At 73.5% G+C, this 22,297-nt stretch carries 13 protein-coding genes and 1 pseudogene; 12 read left to right on the top strand and 2 right to left on the bottom strand.

The genetic code is table 11. The features are described 5' to 3' along the window. The first annotated feature begins 37 nt into the window (after positions 1 to 37). Entirely contained in the window at positions 38 to 958 is a 921-nt protein-coding gene (locus Sru02f_RS33940) for a LysR family transcriptional regulator (RefSeq protein ID WP_109034290.1), read from the top strand. 46 nt (positions 959 to 1,004) lie between these two features. Here Sru02f_RS33940 and Sru02f_RS33935 read toward each other — a convergent pair whose 3' ends face one another. Further along, positions 1,005 to 1,343 (bottom strand): WhiB family transcriptional regulator, encoded by a 339-nt coding sequence (locus tag Sru02f_RS33935; protein WP_007444023.1) that lies wholly within the window; start codon positions 1,341 to 1,343, stop codon positions 1,005 to 1,007. A 381-nt stretch (positions 1,344 to 1,724) separates the two neighbouring features. On the opposite strand from Sru02f_RS33935, the gene Sru02f_RS33930 reads away from it, so the two are divergent. From Sru02f_RS33930 to Sru02f_RS33915, 4 genes are all read left to right on the top strand, one after another. Beyond that, the gene (locus Sru02f_RS33930) at positions 1,725 to 2,336 is read left to right on the top strand and encodes a response regulator transcription factor (protein WP_003948568.1); all 612 of its coding nucleotides are present in this window, start codon (positions 1,725 to 1,727) and stop codon (positions 2,334 to 2,336) included. Between the two features lie 501 nt (positions 2,337 to 2,837). Next, positions 2,838 to 3,425, top strand: coding sequence for a sigma-70 family RNA polymerase sigma factor (locus Sru02f_RS33925; protein ID WP_003974204.1), 588 nt, complete (start codon positions 2,838 to 2,840; stop codon positions 3,423 to 3,425). A 139-nt stretch (positions 3,426 to 3,564) separates the two neighbouring features. Next, a complete protein-coding gene (gene guaB / locus Sru02f_RS33920) occupies positions 3,565 to 5,070 on the top strand; it encodes an IMP dehydrogenase (RefSeq protein WP_109034292.1) in 1,506 nt (501 codons plus the stop codon). 140 nt (positions 5,071 to 5,210) lie between these two features. Continuing rightward, positions 5,211 to 6,335: a GuaB3 family IMP dehydrogenase-related protein gene (locus Sru02f_RS33915; RefSeq protein WP_052839813.1), complete on the top strand. Its 1,125-nt coding sequence runs from the start codon at positions 5,211 to 5,213 to the stop codon at positions 6,333 to 6,335. Positions 6,336 to 6,965: 630 nt separating this feature from the next. On the opposite strand, the gene Sru02f_RS33910 is transcribed toward Sru02f_RS33915, so the two are convergent. Next, the gene (locus Sru02f_RS33910; RefSeq protein ID WP_109034294.1) at positions 6,966 to 8,183 is read right to left on the bottom strand and encodes a nucleotide sugar dehydrogenase; all 1,218 of its coding nucleotides are present in this window, start codon (positions 8,181 to 8,183) and stop codon (positions 6,966 to 6,968) included. 336 nt (positions 8,184 to 8,519) lie between these two features. Here Sru02f_RS33910 and Sru02f_RS33905 point away from each other — a divergent pair, with 336 nt between their 5' ends. The 7 genes and pseudogenes from Sru02f_RS33905 to Sru02f_RS33875 all read left to right on the top strand — a co-directional run bounded on the left by Sru02f_RS33905 (position 8,520) and on the right by Sru02f_RS33875 (position 22,283). Then, positions 8,520 to 10,226, top strand: a complete 1,707-nt coding sequence (locus Sru02f_RS33905) for a glycerol-3-phosphate dehydrogenase/oxidase (RefSeq protein ID WP_109034296.1) — start codon at positions 8,520 to 8,522, stop codon at positions 10,224 to 10,226. 100 nt (positions 10,227 to 10,326) lie between these two features. Continuing rightward, entirely contained in the window at positions 10,327 to 12,444 is a 2,118-nt protein-coding gene (locus Sru02f_RS33900; RefSeq protein ID WP_373103755.1) for a serine/threonine-protein kinase, read from the top strand. Between the two features lie 173 nt (positions 12,445 to 12,617). Then, positions 12,618 to 15,517, top strand: a pseudogene (locus Sru02f_RS33895) (protein kinase). A 145-nt stretch (positions 15,518 to 15,662) separates the two neighbouring features. Further along, a complete protein-coding gene (locus Sru02f_RS33890) occupies positions 15,663 to 17,492 on the top strand; it encodes a serine/threonine-protein kinase (RefSeq protein WP_167469757.1) in 1,830 nt (609 codons plus the stop codon). Between the two features lie 93 nt (positions 17,493 to 17,585). Next, entirely contained in the window at positions 17,586 to 18,710 is a 1,125-nt protein-coding gene (locus Sru02f_RS33885; protein WP_109034505.1) for a serine/threonine-protein kinase, read from the top strand. Positions 18,711 to 18,802: 92 nt separating this feature from the next. Then, a complete protein-coding gene (locus tag Sru02f_RS33880) occupies positions 18,803 to 20,530 on the top strand; it encodes a serine/threonine-protein kinase (protein ID WP_244941923.1) in 1,728 nt (575 codons plus the stop codon). A 139-nt stretch (positions 20,531 to 20,669) separates the two neighbouring features. Beyond that, entirely contained in the window at positions 20,670 to 22,283 is a 1,614-nt protein-coding gene (locus Sru02f_RS33875; protein ID WP_109034304.1) for a succinic semialdehyde dehydrogenase, read from the top strand. Positions 22,284 to 22,297: the final 14 nt, after the last annotated feature.

Raw genomic sequence — 22,297 nt, 5'->3', positions numbered from 1 at the left:
TCGGCGTCCGGTCAAAGGGTCGCTTATCCTCGGGGGTGTGATCGAGGCCCGTCATCTCCGCGTGCTGCGCGCCGTGGCATCCACCGGTTCCTTCTCCGCCGCGGGGCGCGAGCTGGGCTGCACCCAGCCGGCCGTCAGCCAGCAGATGAAGGCGCTGGAGTCCTCCGTCGGCACCCCGCTGCTCGTGCGCACCGGGCGTGAGATGCGGCTCACCCAGGCCGGAGAGGCGCTGGTGCGGCACGCCGCCGGGATCATCGCCGGGCTCACCGCGGCCGAGGAGGAGGTCGCCGCGATCGCCGGGCTGCGCGCCGGGCGGGTCCGGCTGGTCTCCTTCCCCAGCGGCAGCTCCACCCTCGTACCGACCGCCCTGGCCGCGCTGCGCGCCGCGCACCCCGGCACCCGGGTCTCCCTGGAGGAGGCCGAGCCGCCGAACTCCGTCGAGCTGCTGCGCGAGGGCGACTGCGACGTGGCGCTCGCCTTCCGCTACGAGGGCGCGGCCGGCGCCGAGGAGTGGGACGACCTCGTCGTACGGCCGCTGCTGACCGACCGGCTGGTGGCGCTGGTCCCCGAGGGGCACCGGCTCGCCCGGTCGGAAGGGGTCGGATCCGTGGCGATCGGGGAGCTGGCCCGGGAGTCCTGGATCGCGGGCTGCCCGCGCTGCCGCGGCCAGTTGGTCGAGGTGTGCGAGGGGGCCGGTTTCACCCCGCGCATCGACTTCGCGACCGACGACTACCCGGCGGTGGTCGGCCTGGTCGGCGCGGGTCTCGGCGTGGCCGTGCTGCCCCAGCTCGCCGTCGACTCCGTACGGCCGCGGGGCGTGCGTACGGTCACACTGGAGCCGGCCGTGCGGCGGGAGATCGTCGCGCTCACGCTGCCCGACCTGGCGCAGGTGCCGGCGGTGACGGCCACCCTGGACGAGCTGGCCCGGGCGGGGGCGCGCCAGTCGGCGACGCGCTGACCGCGTCGGGGAGCCTTGCTTCGCGTTCGTCCAGAGAAACGTTCCTTCAGTGAGGGGCGGCCGTCTCCCCGCCGGCCGACGCCGAGGCCGTCGCCGCCACCAGGCGGTTGCGGGCCCGTCCCATGAGTTCTTCGCGCTCGTCCTCGGTCAGCCCGCCCCAGACGCCGTACGGCTCACGCACCGCCAGCGCGTGCGCCGCGCACTCGGCGCGGACCGGGCACCTCATGCAGACCTCCTTGGCCGAGTTCTCGCGAGCACTCCGTGCCGCACCGCGTTCGCCTTCCGGATGGAAGAAGAGCGAGCTGTCCACCCCGCGGCACGCAGCCAGGAGCTGCCAGTCCCACAGGTCCGCGTTCGGTCCGGGAAGGCGGGAGAAATCTGCCATTGCGTGACCCCTTGTAGCCGTTCTGGGTGGATACGGTGTCCACGACCGTACAACTACGATCTAAGGAGATGAAAATATGACTCATTGCGAATCTAGCCGCAGACACCAGCGAAGTGGAAGAAAAGCGGCTGAATGGGGCACCGCTTGTGATGAAACGGCGCGGGTCCCACCCGCATGTCTGCTGCGTGGCCGCCCCCTCACGTAGAGTGCCGAAGACGACACACAGCCCCGTAACTCTTTCGAGTGACCATCGTTGAGAGTGCGGAGGCGGTTGAAGGAACAAGTGCTCGGGCGGGCGTCCGGGACGGTCGACCGCACAGGTGACGATTTCGTACCAGCCTGGAGGCTCAACGTGACGCGCAAGAGCTGCGGAGGACGGCCATGACTTCCGTCCTCGTCTGCGACGACTCCCCGCTTGCCCGAGAGGCGCTCCGCCGCGCGGTCGCGACCGTGCCCGGCGTCGAGCGCGTGACGACGGCCGCCAACGGCGAGGAAGTCCTCCGCCGCTGGGGTGCCGACCGCTCGGACCTGATTCTGATGGACGTGCGCATGCCCGGTCTGGGCGGCGTCGAGACCGTACGGCGGCTGCTGTCCGCCGACCCCGGCGCGCGCATCATCATGCTCACCGTCGCCGAGGACCTGGACGGCGTGGCCCTGGCGGTCGCCGCCGGTGCCCGTGGCTATCTGCACAAGGACGCCTCGCGCGCCGAGCTGCGCGCCACCGTGACCCAGGCACTCGCCGACCCGACCTGGCGGCTCGCCCCGCGCCGGCTGCGCTCGGCCGAGATGGGCGCCGCGCCCACGCTCACCGCGCGGGAGATCCAGGTCCTGGAGGGCATGAGCCACGGCCGCTCCAACGCGGAGATCGGCCGCGAGCTGTTCCTCTCCGAGGACACCGTCAAGACCCACGCCCGTCGGCTCTTCAAGAAGCTCGGCGCCTCGGACCGGGCACACGCCGTGGCGCTCGGCTTCCGGTGGGGCCTGGTCCGCTAGGGGGTGCCGTTTGGATCAGGCCGGCTCCGGGCGACGGTGCCTTGTCGCTGACCCGAGCGGGGTGTGGTGCGTGCAGCTGCAAGGCGGAGGAGGGTTGCCAGGGCGGAGCCCTGGCAACCGACGACGACGCCGCTGGGGGTACCTCCCACGCCCTTAAGGCAGTGGGGGAGTGCGTGCCACACCTCGCGACTCCGGCAAGATCCAGACGACACCCCCTAGGGAGCGCCCCCGTGCGAGGGAGTCCGAAAGGGCCCGTCGGGGACGTGACGATCCCCGCTTATCGCGAGGTGAGCGGGGGTGACAAGACGACCCGCCGGACGCCCGCTGCTCGTTTCGCCGCGGATGACGCATCCTTGAGGTGTGGAGTTCCTCGGGGACGAGTCGGTCGAGCGGAAGGGGAGGGCGCAGGGGATGAGTGCCGGCGCACCTGCTCATAACGCTTCGGTGCACAACAACGGGCACGGAGCCACGGATCGGACGGCCGCAAGGCACCATGGACCGATGCGTGACGACGATGCGCCCCCGGACCAGGGGACGGTCGGTGGGCTCGTCCACCGCGCCGTGGACGGGGACGAGCAGGCCACGCACGACCTGCTCGCCCATGTCCACCCCCTGGCGCTGCGCTACTGCCGCACGCGTCTGTCCCGGCTGCCCGGCGACGCCCGGCACTTCGTCGAGGACCTCGCCCAGGAGGTCTGCGTCGCGGTGCTGCTCGCGCTGCCCCGCTACAAGGACACCGGACGCCCCTTCGAGGCGTTCGTCTTCGCCATCGCCGCCCACAAGGTCGCCGACCTCCAGCGCGCCGCGATGCGCCACCCCGGCTCCACGGCCGTCCCGTCCGACGAGATGCCCGAGCGGCCGGACGACTCGCTGGGCCCCGAGGAGCGGGCGCTGCTCAACAGCGACGCCGCCTGGGCCAAGAAGCTGCTGGCCAACCTGCCCGAGAACCAGCGCGAGCTGCTCCTGCTGCGCATCGCGGTCGGGCTCACGGCCGAGGAGACCGGACAGATGTTGGGAATGTCACCGGGGGCCGTGCGGGTCGCTCAGCACCGGGCGCTGAGCCGGCTGCGGGCGCTGGCGGAGCAGTAGTCGGGGCGACGACCCGCGCGGCGGCCCCTCTCGTACAAAAGCACGAAGGTCGCACGCTTCCTTGATCGTGGAATGAGCCACGTCCACTTCCCGTTAGCATGGACATCCGCACCGATCAAGGCCATTTGGGGAAGGTGTCATGACTGCCAACGTCGACGGAGTGCCCGAGAAATTCGCGACACTCGGGCTGACCTACGACGACGTGCTGCTGCTGCCGGGCGCCTCCGCGGTGCTTCCGAACGCGGTCGACACCTCGTCCCGCATCTCCCGCAACGTGCGGGTCAACATCCCGCTGCTCTCCGCGGCCATGGACAAGGTGACCGAGTCCCGGATGGCCATCTCCATGGCCCGCCAGGGCGGCGTCGGCGTCCTGCACCGCAACCTGTCCATCGAGGACCAGGCCAACCAGGTCGACCTGGTGAAGCGCTCCGAGTCGGGCATGGTGGCCAACCCCATCACCATCCACCCGGACGCCACCCTCGGCGAGGCCGACGCCCTGTGCGCCAAGTTCCGCATCAGCGGCGTCCCGGTCACCGACGGCGCGGGCAAGCTGCTCGGCATCGTCACCAACCGCGACATGGCCTTCGAGACCGACCGCACCCGGCAGGTGCGCGAGGTCATGACGCCGATGCCGCTGGTCACCGGCCAGGTCGGCATCTCGGGTGTGGACGCCATGGAGCTGCTGCGCCGCCACAAGATCGAGAAGCTTCCGCTGGTCGACGGCGACGGCATCCTCAAGGGCCTGATCACGGTCAAGGACTTCGTCAAGGCCGAGCAGTACCCGCACGCCGCCAAGGACGCCAAGGGCCGCCTGCTCGTCGGCGCCGCCGTGGGCGCCAGCCCCGAGGCCCTCGACCGCGCCCAGGCGCTCGCCGAGGCCGGGGTGGACTTCCTCGTCGTCGACACCTCGCACGGCCACAACAGCAACGCGCTGAGCTGGATGTCGAAGATCAAGTCGAGCGTCGGCATCGACGTCGTCGGCGGCAACGTCGCCACCCGCGACGGCGCCCAGGCGCTGATCGACGCCGGTGTCGACGGCATCAAGGTCGGCGTCGGCCCCGGCTCCATCTGTACGACCCGCGTCGTCGCCGGCATCGGCGTCCCGCAGGTCACCGCGATCTACGAGGCCTCCCTCGCCGCCCGCGCGGCCGGGGTGCCCCTCATCGGCGACGGCGGCCTCCAGTACTCCGGCGACATCGGCAAGGCGCTGGCGGCCGGCGCCGACACCGTGATGCTGGGCAGCCTGCTGGCGGGCTGCGAGGAGTCGCCGGGTGAGCTGCAGTTCATCAACGGCAAGCAGTTCAAGTCGTACCGCGGCATGGGCTCGCTGGGCGCCATGCAGTCCCGCGGCCAGGGCCGGTCGTACTCGAAGGACCGGTACTTCCAGGCCGAGGTCGCCTCCGACGACAAGCTCGTGCCCGAGGGCATCGAGGGCCAGGTCCCCTACCGGGGCCCGCTGGCCAACGTCCTGCACCAGCTCGTCGGCGGCCTGCGGCAGACCATGGGCTACGTGGGCGCGGCCACCATCGAGGAGATGGAGTCCAAGGGCCGCTTCGTCCGGATCACCTCCGCGGGCCTCAAGGAGAGCCACCCGCACGACATCCAGATGACGGTCGAGGCACCGAACTACAGCCGCAGCAAGTAAGCGGCCGCAGCAGGCAAGTACACGGGCAGCAGCCTCCCGAGGGCGGCTCCGGAGCATCCGGGGCCGCCCTCTGCGGTGCCCCGGCGAGCCCGTCGGGGATACTGGAAGGCGCTGCAACGCATCAGGGAAAGGCCACAGACGTGACTGAGATCGAGATCGGGCGCGGCAAGCGCGGCCGCCGGGCGTACGCCTTCGACGACATCGCCGTCGTCCCCAGCCGCCGTACGCGGGACCCGAAGGAGGTCTCGATCGCCTGGCAGATCGACGCCTACCGATTCGAGCTGCCGTTCCTGGCCGCTCCCATGGACTCGGTCGTCTCCCCGGCCACCGCCATCCGCATCGGTGAGCTGGGCGGCCTCGGCGTCCTCAACCTGGAAGGGCTCTGGACCCGGCACGAGGACCCGCAGCCGCTGCTCGACGAGATCGCCGAGCTGGACACCGACAACGCGACCCGCCGCCTCCAGGAGATTTACGCCGCTCCCATCAAGGAAGAGCTGATCGGGCAGCGCATCAAGGAGGTGCGCGACTCGGGCGTGGTCACCGCCGCCGCGCTCTCCCCGCAGCGCACCGCCCAGTTCTCCAAGGCCGTCGTGGACGCGGGCGTCGACATCTTCGTCATCCGGGGCACCACCGTCTCCGCGGAGCACGTCTCCGGCTCGCACGAGCCGCTGAACCTGAAGCAGTTCATCTACGAGCTCGACGTCCCGGTGATCGTCGGCGGCTGCGCCACCTACACCGCCGCCCTTCACCTGATGCGCACCGGCGCCGCGGGCGTCCTCGTCGGCTTCGGCGGCGGCGCCGCCCACACCACGCGCAACGTGCTGGGCATCCAGGTGCCCATGGCCACCGCGGTCGCCGACGTGGCGGCGGCCCGCCGGGACTACATGGACGAGTCCGGCGGCCGGTACGTCCACGTCATCGCCGACGGCGGCGTCGGCTGGTCCGGCGACCTGCCCAAGGCCATCGCCTGCGGCGCCGACTCCGTGATGATGGGCTCCCCGCTGGCCCGCGCCACCGACGCGCCGGGCAAGGGCAACCACTGGGGCATGGAGGCCGTCAACGAGGAGCTGCCGCGCGGCAAGAAGGTCGACCTCGGCACGGTCGGCACCATCGAGGAGATCCTCACCGGCCCGTCGCGCAACCCCGACGGCTCGATGAACTTCTTCGGCGCCCTGCGCCGCGCCATGGCCACCACCGGCTACAGCGAGCTGAAGGAGTTCCAGCGCGTCGAGGTGACGGTCGCGGACTCGCAGCACCGGCGGTAGTCGCCACGGCATGTGAAGGGGCCGGTCACCTGATGGGTGACCGGCCCCTTTCGCGTGCTCGGGGGTTCTTGAGGGGGCGCGCGACGCGGCGCGGGGGCGTGCGGTGGTGTTCGGGACGAATACGCCGGGGAGGGCCGTGCCGGATCGGTAATGTCCCTGCTCGGCGACCCCGTTCTTTGGGGCGCCCCCTTCCAAGGAACCGTTCCGGACCCCGCTCCTCGGGGCCCGGCCCGAATCCAGACGGACCGCCTCACCGGGATATGGGCGGCATCGTGGAAGGGGGCGCGCCATGGGCCGTCACCGCAAGCCCACCCGCTGGGACCGGATCCGTCTGCGGATGGTGAAGTTCCGGAGGAGGTGGATCCTGCGGATTCACGGGAAGTGAGCGGCCACCCCTATAAGACGTAGGGGTGGACACTCCGTTCACTTTTCTGGAGCCTGCCGCAAATCCCCTGCGGTGGGCTCCACCCTTTCGGACGGTGAGTGGCCGTCCCTACGAGAATCAGGGGCGGACACCCGTTACCCGGCCACAGGCCCACTGCGGAGGGCGCCATCCGCTCCCCACCGTACCGGCGCAGCCGCCCTCCCACCACCAGCCCCGTGGCACGGTCACCCCCGTGCGCCCCCGTCTCACAACCGGTGCGCCGCCCCCGTGGGTGTGGCGCCCCGCGTGTCCAGGAGCAGCTGGGCCTTGACCGACAGGCCCTGGAGGTCGTACGTGCGGTGCTGCTGGAGGAGGATCGTGAGGTCGGCGTCGGCAGCGGCCTCGTAGAGGGAGTCGGCGCGGGGGACGGGGCGGTCGGCGACGTTCCAGGACGGGATGTGCGGGTCGTGGTAGCTCACGGCGGCGCCCATCGACATCAGGCGGGTCGCGATCTCCTCGGCCGGGGTGGCCTGCTGGTCGGCGAGGTCGGCCTTGTAGGTGACGCCGAGCAGGAGGATGCGGGCGCCGCGCGCGGACTTGCCGTGCTCGTTGAGCAGGGCGGCGGCGCGCTGGACGACGTAACGGGGCATCTGGGCGTTGACCTGCTGGGCCAGCTCCACCATGCGCAGGCTGTGCGGGGCCCGGCCGGTGAGGTCCTGGGCGACGGAGTGGCCGCCGACGCCGGGGCCCGGGCGGAAGGCCTGGAAGCCGAAGGGCTTGGTCTCCGCGCAGCGCAGGACGTCCCACAGGTCGACGCCGAGGTCGTCGCAGAGCACCGCCATCTCGTTGACCAGGGCGATGTTCACGTGCCGGAAGTTGGTCTCCAGGAGCTGCACCGTCTCCGCCTCCCGCGGGCCCCGGGCGCGGACCACCTTGTCGGTGAGGCGGCTGTAGAACGCGGCCGCCGACTCGGTGCAGGCGGGGGTGAGGCCGCCGATGACCTTCGGGGTGTTGGCCGGGGTGAAGTCGCGGTTGCCGGGGTCGACGCGGCTGGGGGAGTAGGCGAGGTGGAAGTCGCGGCCGGCGCGCAGCCCGGAGCCCTGCTCCAGGAGCGGACGCAGGAAGTCCTCCGTCGTCCCGGGCCGCACCGGCGACTCCAGGATGACGGTGGTGTGCGGGCGCATGTGGGCGGCGAGGGTGCGGGCCGCGGCCTCCATCTGGGTGAGGTCGAGGCCGCCGTCCGCGCCCGGCGGGGTGGGCGCGCAGATGACGGCGGTGCGGACCCGGCCCAGCTCGGCCGGTCCGGCCGGTCCGGTCGGGGTGCGGAAGCCCGTGGCGAGCATCCGGCGCACCTCGGCGGGGGTGAGCGGGTCGGCCTCGGGGCCGGTGCGGTAGCCGAGGGTGGGGATGCCGGCGGCGACGGCGGCCTGGGCCAGCGGCAGGCCGTACGGGCCGAGTCCGATGACGGCGAGATCTGCGGGCATGGCGTGGGCCGTCCTTCCCAGTAGCCGAAGCGGGACAGGTGCGCAAGCCCGGTGGACAGGACGGGCGAGCACAACGTCAGACTAGGAGTAAATATGACCGATTTGCGGTATTGATCTGCGGAGTTTCGGCGAGTGTCGACGGTGCGGTGCCCGCCGGTGCGGGCCCGCGGGGAAGTCGTCCACAGGCTGGGGCTCATCGGGTCCCGGGCTTGTCCACAGGTTCGGGCCTGCGGCTGCCGAAGTCGGGCAGGCCGGTCAGAATCTGGGCATGGTGGGTACCAGGAACCGGGCTCGCCCGACGGGTGCGGCCGACGCGACCGACAGCGGGAGGCAGCAGTGAGGACAGCGACCCTTGGGCCGGCGCAGCGCGCCGAGTCGCTCGCGGCCATGGCCGAGCGCGAGCTCGACGTGCTGGTGGTGGGTGCCGGCGTGGTCGGCGCGGGTACGGCGCTCGACGCCGTGACGCGCGGCCTGTCCGTCGGCCTGGTCGAGGCGCGGGACTGGGCCTCGGGCACCTCCAGCAGGTCCAGCAAGCTGATCCACGGCGGGCTGCGCTATCTGGAGATGCTCGACTTCGTCCTCGTGCGGGAGGCGCTCAAGGAGCGCGGGCTGCTGCTCGAACGGCTGGCGCCGCACCTGGTGAAGCCGGTGCCCTTCCTGTACCCGCTCCAGCACAAGGGGTGGGAGCGGCTGTACGCGGGCTCGGGCGTCGCGCTCTACGACGCCATGTCGATGGCCCGCGGTCACGGGCGCGGCCTGCCGCTGCACCGGCACCTGAGCCGCCGTCACGCCCTGCGCGTGGCGCCGGCCCTGAAGAAGGACGCGCTGGTCGGCGCCTTGCAGTACTACGACGCCCAGATGGACGACGCCCGCTTCGTGGCCACGCTGGTGCGCACCGCGGCGGCGTACGGCGCCAAGGTCGCCAACCGTGCGCGGGTCACCTCCTTCCTGCGCGAGGGCGAACGGGTGGTCGGCGCGCGGGTGCAGGACGTCGAGGCGGGCGGCGAGTACGAGGTCCGCGCCAAGCAGGTGGTGAACGCGACCGGGGTGTGGACCGACGACACCCAGGCGATGGTGGGCGAGCGCGGCCAGTTCCACGTCCGGGCCTCCAAGGGCATCCACCTGGTGGTGCCCAAGGACCGCATCCACTCCAGCACCGGTCTGATCCTGCGCACCGAGAAGTCCGTGCTGTTCGTCATCCCCTGGGGCCGGCACTGGATCATCGGCACCACGGACACCGACTGGGACCTGGACAAGGCCCACCCGGCCGCCTCCAGCGCCGACATCGATTACCTGCTGGAACACGTCAACTCGGTGCTGTCGGTGCCCCTCACGCGCGACGACGTCGAGGGCGTGTACGCCGGGCTGCGCCCGCTGCTGGCCGGCGAGTCGGACGCCACCAGCAAGCTGTCGCGCGAGCACACCGTCGCCCACCCGGTGCCCGGCCTGGTCGTCGTGGCGGGCGGCAAGTACACGACGTACCGGGTGATGGCCAAGGACGCCGTGGACGAGGCGGTGCACGGGCTCGACCTGCGGGTCGCCGACTGCGTCACCGAGGAGACCCCGCTGCTCGGCGCCGAGGGCTACCACGCGCAGTGGAACGCGCGGGCCCGGATCGCCGCGCGCACCGGGCTGCACGTCGTACGCGTCGAGCATCTGCTCAACCGCTACGGCTCGCTGACGGAGGAACTGCTCGAACTCGTCGCCGCCGACCCCTCCCTGGGCGAGCCGCTCACCGGCGCCGACGACTACCTGCGCGCCGAAGTCGTCTACGCCGCCTCGCACGAGGGCGCGCGGCACCTGGACGACGTACTCACCCGGCGCACCCGTATCTCCATCGAGACCTTCGACCGGGGCACGCGCTGCGCCCGCGAGGTCGCCGAGCTGATGGCGCCGGTCCTCGGCTGGGACAAGGGCCAGGTCGACCGGGAGATCCAGCACTACGAGAAGCGGGTCGAGGCCGAGCGGGAGTCGCAGCGCCAGCCCGACGACCTGACGGCCGACGCGGCGCGGCTGGGGGCGCCGGACATCGCGGCGCGGTGAGGAGGGCGGGGAGGGAACCCTGCGGGCACCCTGGGCGTAGAGCACTTGTCGGGTGAGGGACAATGAAGGCTCTGTCAGGGCGGGTTGCATGAGGGGACGCATGTCGGAGGCGGAGCGGGCGGGGACATCCCGTACGGACAAGAGCGCACGTCTCCTCGCCGGGCGGTACCGGCTGGGAGACGTGCTCGGCCGCGGCGGCATGGGGACGGTGTGGCGCGCCGAGGACGAGACCCTCGGACGCACGGTCGCCGTCAAGGAGCTGCGGTTCCCGGGGAACATCGACGAGGAGGAGAAGCGGCGCCTGATCACGCGCACGCTGCGCGAGGCCAAGGCGATCGCGCGGATCCGCAACAACAGCGCCGTCACGGTCTACGACGTGGTCGAGGAGGACGACCGGCCGTGGATCGTGATGGAACTCGTCGAGGGCAAGTCGCTCGCCGAGGCTATCCGTGAGGACGGACTGCTGGAGCCCCGGCGCGCCGCCGAGGTCGGTCTCGCGGTCCTGGACGTGCTGCGCTCGGCGCACCGCGAGGGCATCCTGCACCGCGACGTGAAGCCGTCGAACGTGTTGATCGCGGAGGACGGCCGGGTCGTGCTCACCGACTTCGGCATCGCCCAGGTCGAGGGCGACCCCTCCATCACCTCCACCGGCATGCTCGTCGGCGCACCCTCCTACATCTCCCCCGAGCGCGCCCGCGGCCACAAGCCCGGACCGGCCGCCGACCTGTGGTCGCTGGGCGGGCTGCTGTACGCCGCCGTCGAGGGCACCCCGCCCTACGACCGGGGCTCGGCGATCGCGACGCTCACCGCGGTGATGACGGAGAACCTGGAGGAGCCGAAGAACGCCGGCCCGCTGCGGGACGTCATCTACGGGCTGCTCACCAAGGACCCCGACCAGCGGCTCGACGACGCGGGCGCCCGCGCGATGCTGAACAAGGTCATCCACGCGCCCGAGCAGACGGCCGGGACCGAGCCGGTCGACGCCACCAAGGTTGTGCCGCTGCCCCCGCAGCCGGACGGGCGCAGGCGCCGCGGCGGCGGTTCCCAGGGCTCCGGCGGCAAGCTGGGCGAGGAGGCCGGGGAGAAGCTCCGCGGAGCGCTGCGTTCGGTGCGCAAGGCCGCGGTCGGGGCCGGTGCGGCGGGCGCCGCGGCCGCCTCGCGGGCCAAGCCGGGCGACGGCGGCCGGAGCGCGGCTGGAGCCGCTGGGACGTCTACCGCCCACGGGACCGCAGTCCAGGGGAGCACGGCCCACAGGGCCGCGCCCCACGGATCCGGCGGGACGGCCGCCGCCCCGCTCGGCGCCGAGGGCGGGATCGGTCGCGGGACCTGGCGCGGGTGCGGGCGCGCGTCCAGGTGCCGTCGGCCCGGGGGCCGGTGCGGCGAACGCGGCCGGGGAGCGCGCAGCTCCGGCTGGCCCGTCGTACCGCCGCCGGACCTGCCCGCCCGGCCCGTGCCCCGGGCCCCGCTCACCGACGTGGTGCCGCGCCGGACGCTGATCATCATCGCCGTGGTCGTGGCGCTGGCCGTGCTCGGCACCGTGCTGGCGCTCACGCTCGGCGGTGGCGACGACGACAAGGGCGCCGAGGGCGGCAACGGCGGCAAGGCGGTCGCCTCCGCCGGCGCGAGCGGCGACACCAAGCAGGACGAGGAGAGCGGCACCGGAACCGACGGCTCCGCCTCCGACCCGGCGACGGACGGGGACCCGACCGGAGCCCCGGACGCCGGGGCGAGCGCGTCCGGCACGACCGACGGCGAGTCGGACGACGCCGGGAAGTCCGACGACGAGGACGTGGCCACCACCCACCAGGGCGGCCAGGGCTACCGCATCGGACTGCCCGAGGGCTGGAAGTTCGCCTCCACGGGCTCCTCCGGCGACCGGTTCACCGGGCCCCGCGGACAGAAGTTGCTGGTCGCCTGGACCTCCACGCCCAAGGGCGACCCCGTCGCGGACTGGAAGAGCCAGGAGCAGTACATGGTCCGCTCGAACTACCAGAAGGTCCGCATAGAGAAGGTGGGCTACCGGGGCTGGAACGCGGCCGACTGGGAGTTCACCTACACCGACGGCGGCACCAAGTACCGCACCGTCGACCGCGGGTTCGTCGTCAACGACCACCAGGGCTACGCGCTCATGTACACCGCGAAGGCCGCCGACTGGGGCGACGACCTGCGCCGGGACACCTGGCGGACCCTGTCGAAGACCTTCGAACCCAAGTCCTGAGCGGAGGGACCCGGGCCCCGGCGCGAGGGGACCCGGGTTTGAGGCGCCCGAGATCTGGCATCAGCTCATTGCGGGTTGCCTCCGGCACGTATCGTGAGTGGTTGCGGACCGTACGCAGCCGGAACGGCCCGCCGGACGAACGGAATTGACCGACGGCTGCCGGGGGTGGCGACGTGGACGACTACGCGGGACGGGTGCTCGCCGACCGCTACCGCCTGCCCCTGCCGCCGTCCGACGAGTACGAACTCACCGAGACCCGGGCCTTCGACACCTACAGCGGCCAGGAAGTCCTGGTCCGGCAGGTGCCGTTGCCGGAGGTCGTCGAGGCCGAGGTGCTCGACGCGGACGGTCTGCCCGACGGCTTCACCGCCCGGGACGGCGGTGTCCGGCACCCCGGCAGGCGGCCCCCGGCCGCGGGCGGCGGGCCCAGGCGTCCGGCCGACCCGGTGGTGCGGCGCGCCGTCGAGGCCGCGCAGGCCGCGGCGGCGGTGCCCGACCATCCGCGCCTGGACCAGGTCTTCGACGTCTTCGCCGAGGGCGGCTCGCTGTGGATCGTCAGCGAGCTGGTGGCCGCGAGGCCGCTGGCCGCGCTGCTCACCGAACAGACCCTGACGCCCTACCGGGCGGCCGAGGTGGCCTCCGACGTCCTCCTGGCCCTGCGGGTGCTGCACTCGTACGGCTGGGTGCACCGCAACATCACCGCGCGCACCGTGCTCGTCTGCGACGACGGGCGGGTCATGCTGACCGGCCTGGCGGTCGGGGCGGCGGAGGAGGCGCTGTGCGGGTACGACCCGGTGCCCCCGCCGCCCGACGGGGAACCGGACGCCGCGCCCGAGCCCGACGCGATCCCCGGTGCGGGCGGCGGCGTCCCGCGCGCCGGGGTCTTCGGTCCGGGGACGCCGACCCGGAGGCCGCCCGGCGGGCCGCCATCGAGGCGCGGGGCGTCGGCGGGCTCCCGGTGCCCGGGACTCCGGTTCCCGGCACCGCCCCCGCGGGCCTCGCACCCGCCTCGCTCGACGCCGCCGCGGACGCCCGCGCCGCCCGGGCTAGCGCGATCGCCGCCTACCGCGCCGGAGCCAGGGCCGCGGCCCGCGTCCAGGAGGCCCAGAACGGCCGCGCGGCCCTGCCGGGCGCCCGTTCCGCCCCCGACGGCGCCACGCAGGCCGGCGGCCCCGGCACGAGCGGCGGACGCCCGGGCCTCGCCACGGGTCCCGGCTCCTCGTACGACGGCGACGGCCGGTCGCCGCACGGCACCGCGCCCGGCGGGGCACGGACCGGCCACGGCGTCGAGGCGGGCGGCGGCGCGCCGGACGCCCGGCCCGGCCAGGGAAGCGTCCGGGCCGCCTTCGCCGCCGGTTCCGGCCAGGCTCCGTACGCCATAGGGCCCGACAGCGCATCCGGCGCACCGTGGGACGAGGAGAGCGTCGGCGACCCCGCCCCGTCCGGTGCCGCCGTGCCGCCGGGGCAGATCACGGACCCCTACGGCGTACGCACCACCGCCTGGCACGGCGCCACACCCCGTACCCCTGATCCTGCGTCCTCCGCCGCACATCCCACGGACGACCCGGCGTTCCCCGCCCCCCGCCCGGCGGCAGGGCGGGCCCTGCCCGGCGCGCGGCCGGAGGACACCGCGGGGCCCGCCGCCCCGTGGCGGGAGACCGCCGCCGGGCCCGCCGCACGGTCGAGGGAGGGCGCCTCCGAGGCCGCCGCCGGGCCGTGGCGGGCAGCACCCTCCGGGGCGGCCGACCCGGAGCGCGAGGGCGGGTCCCGGCCCGCCGCGGGCTGGGACGACCTGGCCGGGCGTACGCCCGGGCAGCGAAATCCGGCCACCGCGCTCGCCGCCGAGCGGGCCCGCCAGACACGGATGGCCGTGGTCGGCCCCGTGACCGAGCGCTGGGCGCCGGAACAGGCCGGTCCCGTGCACGAGAACTGGCAGCTGGCCGCGCCCATCGGCCCCGCCACCGACCTGTGGGCCCTCGGCGCGCTGCTCTTCCGTGCCGTGCAGGGGCACGCGCCCTACCCGGAGGAGTCGACCGCCGAGCTGGTGCAGATCGTGTGCGCGGAGCCGCCCGCCTTCGCCGAGGAGTGCGGGCCGCTCCGGCCGGTCGTGGAGTCGCTGCTGCGTCAGGACCCCACCGAACGCATCGACTTCGAGGAACTGAGCGGCTGGCTGCGCTCCCTCGTCCGGTCCGCGCCCGAGCCGGAGGCCGGTCTGCACGTCATCTCGGCGCCCCCCGTCGAGACCGGCCGGCTGCCCATCGTGCGCCGCCGCGGCGAGCTGGTGCGCAGGCGGCGCGCCGGACTGCCCGCGCACCACGGACGGCACAAGCGGGGCAGGGCGGAGACCGACCGCTCGCCACGCAGCCTCGGCCGGACCCTGCTCCTGCTGATACTGCTCGCGATGGCCGGAGCGGTCGCCTACGCCATGTTCTTCATGCCCAAGAGCGACACGAGCGGGGCCGGGACCGCCGACCGCACCGGCGCCGCCGGCGAGGCGAGCCAGGCACCGCCCGCGAAGTCACCGGACGCCGGCGGCGAACCCCGGCCGGACCGCAGCTCCCCGGAGCCCGACCCCGGCGCCTCGCGGACGGCGGGCGGCTCCACCGAGCCCCAGTCCAACGTCGCCGACGGATTCACCCTGCGCAAGGACGCCGAGGGCTTCCGCGTCGCCGTCGCCGAGGGCTGGAACCGCACGCCCCGCAACGGCAGCGGTCAGGTCGTCTACGGCAAGGGCGACTTCGAGCTGATCGTCGTGCCGGGCCGCGACCGCGCCTCGGAGTTCGGCGACGACCCGATGACCTACCAGCGCGACAGCGAACCCGAGTTGGCCTCGTACCGCGCCTCCAGCTGGGCCACCTCCAGCGGCCTGAAGACCATCGAGGTCGGCGGACGGACCATGGCGGAGGGGCAGTTCACCTGGACCGGAGCCGGTGGCGAGCTGTACGTGCGCAACGTCGCCATCCTCATCGACGGCCGCTACCACGTGGTGCAGGTCCGCGGTCCGGAGGCGGAGCGTGACCAGGTGACCCGGCTGTTCGAGCAGGCCTCGGCCACCTACCAGTACACGCGCTGAACGCAGTTCGGCCCGATGGTTGCCTCCCGTCACGGAAAGCGACAACCGTCACAGAGCGGTTTCCATGCCACCCCACCCGTTCCCCGAGCGGGGGCCGGTCCCTAGTCTGACCCTGACAAGACCATTGCGGGGCAACGTGAATCAGATGCAGGGCCGGCTCGTCGCGGGACGCTACCGGCTCGGGGAAGCCATCGGCAGCGGCGGCATGGGCCGGGTGTGGCGCGCACACGACGAGGTGCTGCACCGGACCGTCGCCATCAAGGAGTTGACCGCCGCGCTCTACGTCTCCGAGAGCGACCAGGCCATCCTCCTGGCACGCACCCGGGGCGAGGCGCGCGCGGCGGCACGGATCAACCACTCGGCCGTCGTCACCGTGCACGACGTACTCGAACACGACGGCCGGCCGTGGATCGTGATGGAGTTGGTCGAGGGCCGCTCGCTGGCCGACGCCGTCAAGGAGGAGGAGCGGGTCGAGCCGCGGGAGGCGGCCCGCGTCGGTCTGTGGGTGCTGCGGGCCCTGCGCGCCGCGCACACCGCCGGAGTCCTGCACCGCGACGTCAAGCCGGGCAACGTGCTGCTCGCCGACGACGGCCGGGTGCTGCTCACCGACTTCGGCATCGCGCAGATCGAGGGCGACTCCACCATCACCCGGACCGGCGAGGTCGTCGGCTCAGTCGACTACCTCGCGCCCGAGCGCGTGCGCGGCCACGATCCCGGCCCGTCCTCCGACCTGTGGGCGCTCGGCGCGACGCTGTACACGGCGGTGGAGGGCAGGTCGCCGTTCCGCCGCACCTCACCGCTGACCACCATGCAGGCGGTCGTCGAGGAGGAGGCCACCGAGCCCCGGTACGCCGGTGCGCTCGCGCCCGTCATCAGCGCCCTGCTGCGCAAGGACCCGGCCGAGCGGCCCGACGCGACCGAGGCCGAGCACCTGCTCGCCCAGGCGGCCGAGGGCCGACGCCCGGACGCGGCCCAGGCCTACGTGCCGACCACCCAGTACGCGGGGCCGCCGCGGGCGGGCGACACGGCCGTCCAGGGGATGCCGGCCGGCGGGACCGGCGCCACGCCGTACCCGCAGGCCGGAGGAACCGGCGCCACGCCGTACCCGCCGGCGACCGGTCCCACGGCGGTCGGGCCCGCGCCGACCGGACACACCCAGGGCGGACACACCCAAGGCGGACACACCCACGGCGGACAGGCCCACGGCGGACAGGCCCACGGCGGACACGCCCCGGGCGGGTACACCGCGCCGGGCTACGCGACGGCCCCGGCGGCGGGCGGGGCCGTTCCCGGGCGGGCACGGCGGGTCCGCATGCGCACGCTCGCCCTGGTCGTCGCCGTCGCCGCGCTGATCGGCGCGGGTACCGCCGTGGTGCTGCAACAGCGCGACGACGGCGGCTCGTCTGCGGCGCCCGACCCCACCCAGGGGCCGACCGGTTCGGCCGCTCCCTCCCCCTCCGCCTCCGCCACGACCGGCAAGGGCCCCGGTGGATCCGTCCCGGCCGACTGGACACGCCGCGACGACCCGCTGGGTTTCAGCCTCTACCTGCCCGAGAACTGGCAGCGCAGCGACTTCGACGGCGACAGCGGCGAACTCCGGCAGATCGACTACACCCCCGACGGCGGCAACCACGTCCTGCGCATATCCATCGACACCGCACCCGACTACAACGACCCGTACGCGCACCAGCAGGACCTGGACGCCCAACTGCTCCAGCGGCTCGTCGACTACCAGCGCGTCAAGCTCGAACGCGCCGGCTACCGCGACCGCGACAGCGCCCGGTGGGAGTACACCTGGACCGCGCTGGCGAAGGACACCGAGTTCCCCGGCCCGCGCCGCGCCGTGTCGCAGATGTACATGTCCCGCGACGGCGTCGAGTACGCCCTCAACATGACGGGACCGGCGGGCGACTGGCCGGCCACGCAACGGCGGTTCAAGGCGGTGCTGCAGGGCTGGCAGGAGAAGACCGGCTGAGCCGTGCTCCCGTCATGACACCGTCCGCACGCCCGTCGGTTGTCGGCCACCCGTGTGACAGCGGCCCGGAGCCGGTGCGTCCGGTGGGGCATGATGGGACGCATGGTGACCGAGGGGGCGGGCGGGCGTGTCATCGCGGGCCGTTACCGGCTCCATGAGCGGCTCGGCCGCGGCGGCATGGGCATCGTGTGGCGGGCCACCGACCAACTGCTCGCCCGCGAAGTGGCCGTGAAGGCCCTCCCGCTCGACGAGACCCTCTCCGCGACCGAGGCCCGACGGCGCCGTGAGCGCACCCTGCGCGAGGCCCGCGCCGTCGCCCAGTTGCGGCACCCGCACGTCATCGTCGTGCACGACGTGGTCGAGGACGACGAACGCGCGTACATGGTCATGGAACTGGTCGACGGCGGCTCGCTCGCCGACCGCGTCCTCGCGCGTGGTCCGGTCGACGCCGTCGAGGCGGCCCGCATCGGCGTCGCCCTGCTCGACGCCCTGGACACGGCCCACGCGTCCGGGATCCTGCACCGGGACGTGAAGCCGTCGAACGTGCTGGTCGCCGACGACGGCCGGGTCGTCCTCACCGACTTCGGGGTGGCCCAGGTCGCGGGCGCCACCACGCTCACCGAGAGCGGTTCCTTCGTCGGTTCCCCCGAGTACACCGCGCCGGAGCGGATGTCCGGGGCCGGGACGGGCCCCGAGTCCGACCTGTGGTCGCTGGGCGTGCTGCTGTGCGCGGTCCTCAGCGGCGCGTCCCCCTTCCACCGCGACTCGCTGGGCGGTGTCCTGCACGCCGTGGTCACCGAGGAGATCCGCCCACCGGCGCAGGCCGGGCCGCTCCTCCCGGTCGTACGGGGCCTGCTGGAACGCGATCCGCGGCGGCGGCTGGACGCGGCGTCGGCCCAGCGGATGCTGCGCGCCTTCCTGAGCACCGGCCGAACGCCCGCGACACCGGAGGAGGCCGCCACCGTCCAGCCCCTGCGCGCGCCGCGGAGCGTGAAGCGGAGCGTGCTTTTGGCGGTGCTGCTGGTCGTCGCGGCGGCGGGCGCGGGCGTGTCCGCGGCCGCGCTGTTCGCGGACGGAGGCGACGACGGGGGCGGCACGCCGACCAGCTCGGTGCCCGCCACGCCGACGTCGACACCGCCGACACCGACGACGACACCGACGACGGCGGATCCCGGGTCCCCGACCGCCTCCGGTTCCGGTTCCGGCAACGGCACCTAAACGGGAGATAAGCGGCATCGTGCGTCACGGGTCTGTGACCACCGGGCATCCGCGGTGGAAAGGGGCACGTCCGGCGCGATATGGATGGACGCATGAGCAGCAACGGGGGGCCCCGCAGTGGGGCGGACGAGCCGACGAGTTTTGACCTGCAACCGCCGAACCGGCCGGCCGCGGTGCCGCATCCCGGCAATCCGTACGCGACACCGACCCAGGTCGTACCGTCGCGGTCGCAGTCCCCGTCGTCCACTCCTGCGGCGGCACCTCCGGCGGCCCCGGCGGCCACTCCCGCGGCCGCGGTCCCGGAGCCGGGTGCCGGGCGGCTGATCGCCGGCCGCTACCGGCTGATCGCGAAGCTCGGGCACGGCGGCATGGGCACCGTCTGGCGGGCGAAGGACGAGACCGTCGACCGCGAGGTCGCCGTCAAGGAGCCCCGCGTCCCCGACCACCTTACCGAACGCGAACGCGCCAACGCCTTCGAGCGGATGCGCCGCGAGGCGCGCGCCGCCGCCCGGCTCGACCACCCCGCGGTGGTCGACGTGCACGACGTGGCGGTCGTGGACGACCAGCCGTGGATCGTGATGGAACTCGTGCGCGGACGCTCGCTCGGCGACGCCCTCCAGGAGGGCACCCTGAGCGCCCGCGAGGCCGCCCGGATCGGCCTCGAGGTGCTCGGCGCGCTGGAGGCCGCGCACGCCGCCGGAGTCCTGCACCGGGACGTGAAGCCGGACAACGTCCTGCTCGGCCGGCACGACCGGGTCGTCCTCACCGACTTCGGCATCGCCCAGATCGAGGGCGAGACCAGCCTGACCGACACCGGCGGCTTCGTCGGCTCGCCCGAGTACATCGCCCCGGAGCGGGTGCTGGGCCAGCGCCCCGGCCCGGCGAGCGACCTGTGGTCCCTTGGCGTGGTGCTGTACGCCGCGACGGAGGGCGTCTCGCCGTTCCGCCGCAGCAACACCCCCGCCACGCTCCAGTCGGTGCTCAACGCCACGCCCGCGCCGCCCGCCTCCGCGCAGGGCCCGCTGGCCGAGGTGATCACGGGCCTGCTGGACAAGGACCCGGCGCGCCGTCCGGACGCCGCCCGGGTCCGCGCCCTGCTGGACGCCGCGGCGAACCCGCCCGCGCCGCAGCCCGCGCCGCCGCCCACCCAGGTGGTCCGGCTCGACGGGCCCGAGGGGCCGGGCGCGGCGCCCGCGTCCCGCTGGAGCGTCCGGCTGGGCCGCAACGCGTGGATCGCCCTCGGTTCGGTGGTCGTCGCGGCGGCGGTGGCCTCGTACCTGCTGCTCGCGGAGCCCTTCGCGGGACCGCTGCCCGACGGTTGGGACACCCCGCACGAGAAGCAGCTCGCCGCGACCCTGGCGGTGCCCGAGGACTACAAGCGCACCGTGTCCGAGGAGGCCGACCAGCACTGGGTCACCTACACCGACGAGAGCGGCGCCGTCTGGATCGGCCTGACCCTGGACAAGAAGGCGGAGGACACCCTGGGCAACATCGCCGGGTCCGCCGCGGCCGAGATGTACGACGACGACGGGAAGTTCAAGGAGAGCGGGGCGTACGACCTCTCCATGCCCGAGAACCCGAAGACCGACCCCAGGGAGACCGAGTACCGGGGCGGGAAGTCCGCCGAGAACACGGTCGTCTACACCACCACCGACAGCCAGAACCCCCGCCCGCGCGAAGTGCGGATCTTCTACTACCGCACGTCCGCGGGCGACATGTACAAGCTCACCGTCAGCTACCCGGGCAAGGGCGACTTCACCGCGCGGGGGCGCGAGGTGGCCAGTACGGCCGTCGCCAATCTGGACATCGACGGCACCTGAGCGCTCCGCTCGCACAACGCCCTGATCAGCGGGTTTGTTGCCAGCGATCACTGGCGGTGTGTGAGCACTCGGTGAATCACCGTGAATCCCCATTACCGACGGGTACACAAAGCCCGCCCGGCGTCATACCCTGCGGCTCATGACGGACGCGCAGGCCCCGGAACTCACCGGCACGAACCCCCTCGCCCCCACCCCGGAGGGCGCCCGCACGGCTGCCGACGTGGTCACGCCCGAGCTGGTCGCCCAGCTCACCAAGGGCGTGGCCGGCTCCGGCCGCACCGCCAACCACACCCCGTTCACCGGCGAGAAGCTGGCCGACCTGCCCGAGGCGACGCCCGAGGACGTGGCCGCGGCCTTCGAGCGGGCCCGCGCCGCCCAGGCCGTGTGGGCGCGGGTGCCGGTGCGGCAGCGGGCCGCGGTCCTGCTGCGCTTCCACGACCTGGTCCTCGCGCGCCAGGCCGAGGTCCTCGACCTCATCCAGCTGGAGACCGGCAAGGCCCGCCTGCACGCCCACGAGGAGGTCCAGGCCGTCGCGGTCGCCGCCCGGCACTACGGCCGCAAGGCCCCGGCGTACCTGCGGCCCAAGCGGCACACCGGCGCCGTACCGACCCTCACCAAGGTCACCGAGCTGCGCCACCCGCGCGGCGTCGTCGGCCAGATAGCCCCCTGGAACTACCCGCTGGAGCTGTCCGTCGGCGACGCGCTCCCCGCCTTCGTCGCGGGCAACGCGGTCGTCATGAAGCCCGACACCGAGACCTGTCTGACCGCCCTGTGGGCCCGTGACCTGCTCGTCGAGGCCGGGCTGCCCGCCGAGGTCTTCCAGGTCGTCCTCGGCGACGGCCCGGTCGTCGGCCCCGAGGTGGTCAAGCACGCCGACTACGTCTCCTTCACCGGCTCCACCCGCACCGGCCGCGAGGTCGCCCAGGGCGCCGCCGCCCGCCTGGTCGGCGTCTCCCTGGAACTCGGCGGCAAGAACGCCATGCTGGTCCTGGAGGACGCCGACATCGAGAAGGCCGCGGCGGGCGCCGTCCGCGCCTGCTTCTCCTCGGCCGGCCAGCTGTGCATCTCCATCGAGCGGCTCTACGTCCACGAGTCCGTCGCCGACGCCTTCCTGGAGCGCTTCGCCGCCCGCACCAGGGCGATGCGGCTCGGCACCTCCCTCTCCTACGGCGCCGACATGGGCTCGCTGGTGGGGGAGCGGCAGCTGGCGACCGTGCAGGCGCACGTGGCGGACGCCGTGGAGCGGGGCGCGAAGCTCGTCGCCGGTGGTGTCGCTCGCCCGGACATAGGCCCGTACTTCTACGAGCCGACCATCCTCGACGGCGTCGTGGCCCCCATGACGGTGTGCGCCGAGGAGACCTTCGGCCCGGTCGTCTCCGTCTACCGCTTCACGACCGAGGACGAGGCCGTCGAGCACGCCAACTCCACGCCGTACGGCCTGAACTCCTCGGTCTGGACGAAGGACGCCCGACGCGGCCGCGACGTCGCCGCCCGGCTGCGCACCGGCACCGTCAACATCAACGAGGGGTACGCGCCCGCCTACGGCAGCGTGCAGTCCCCGATGGGCGGCATGAAGGACTCCGGCCTCGGCCGCCGGCACGGCTCCGAGGGCATCCTCAAGTACACCGAGGCCCAGACCGTCGCCCACCAGCGCTTGCTGCCGATGGCGCCCTCGCTCGGCATGGACGACGAGAAGTACGCGGCGTTCATGAGCCGCAGCCTGCGCCTGATGAAGGCGTTCCGCTTCCGCTGACCCGCCCGACCAAC

Source organism: Streptomyces rubrogriseus (assembly GCF_027947575.1).
In the GTDB taxonomy this organism is placed as follows: domain Bacteria; phylum Actinomycetota; class Actinomycetes; order Streptomycetales; family Streptomycetaceae; genus Streptomyces; species Streptomyces rubrogriseus.
Note: the sequence above shows the minus strand (reverse complement) of the source record. Positions and strands in the feature narration are given on the sequence as shown.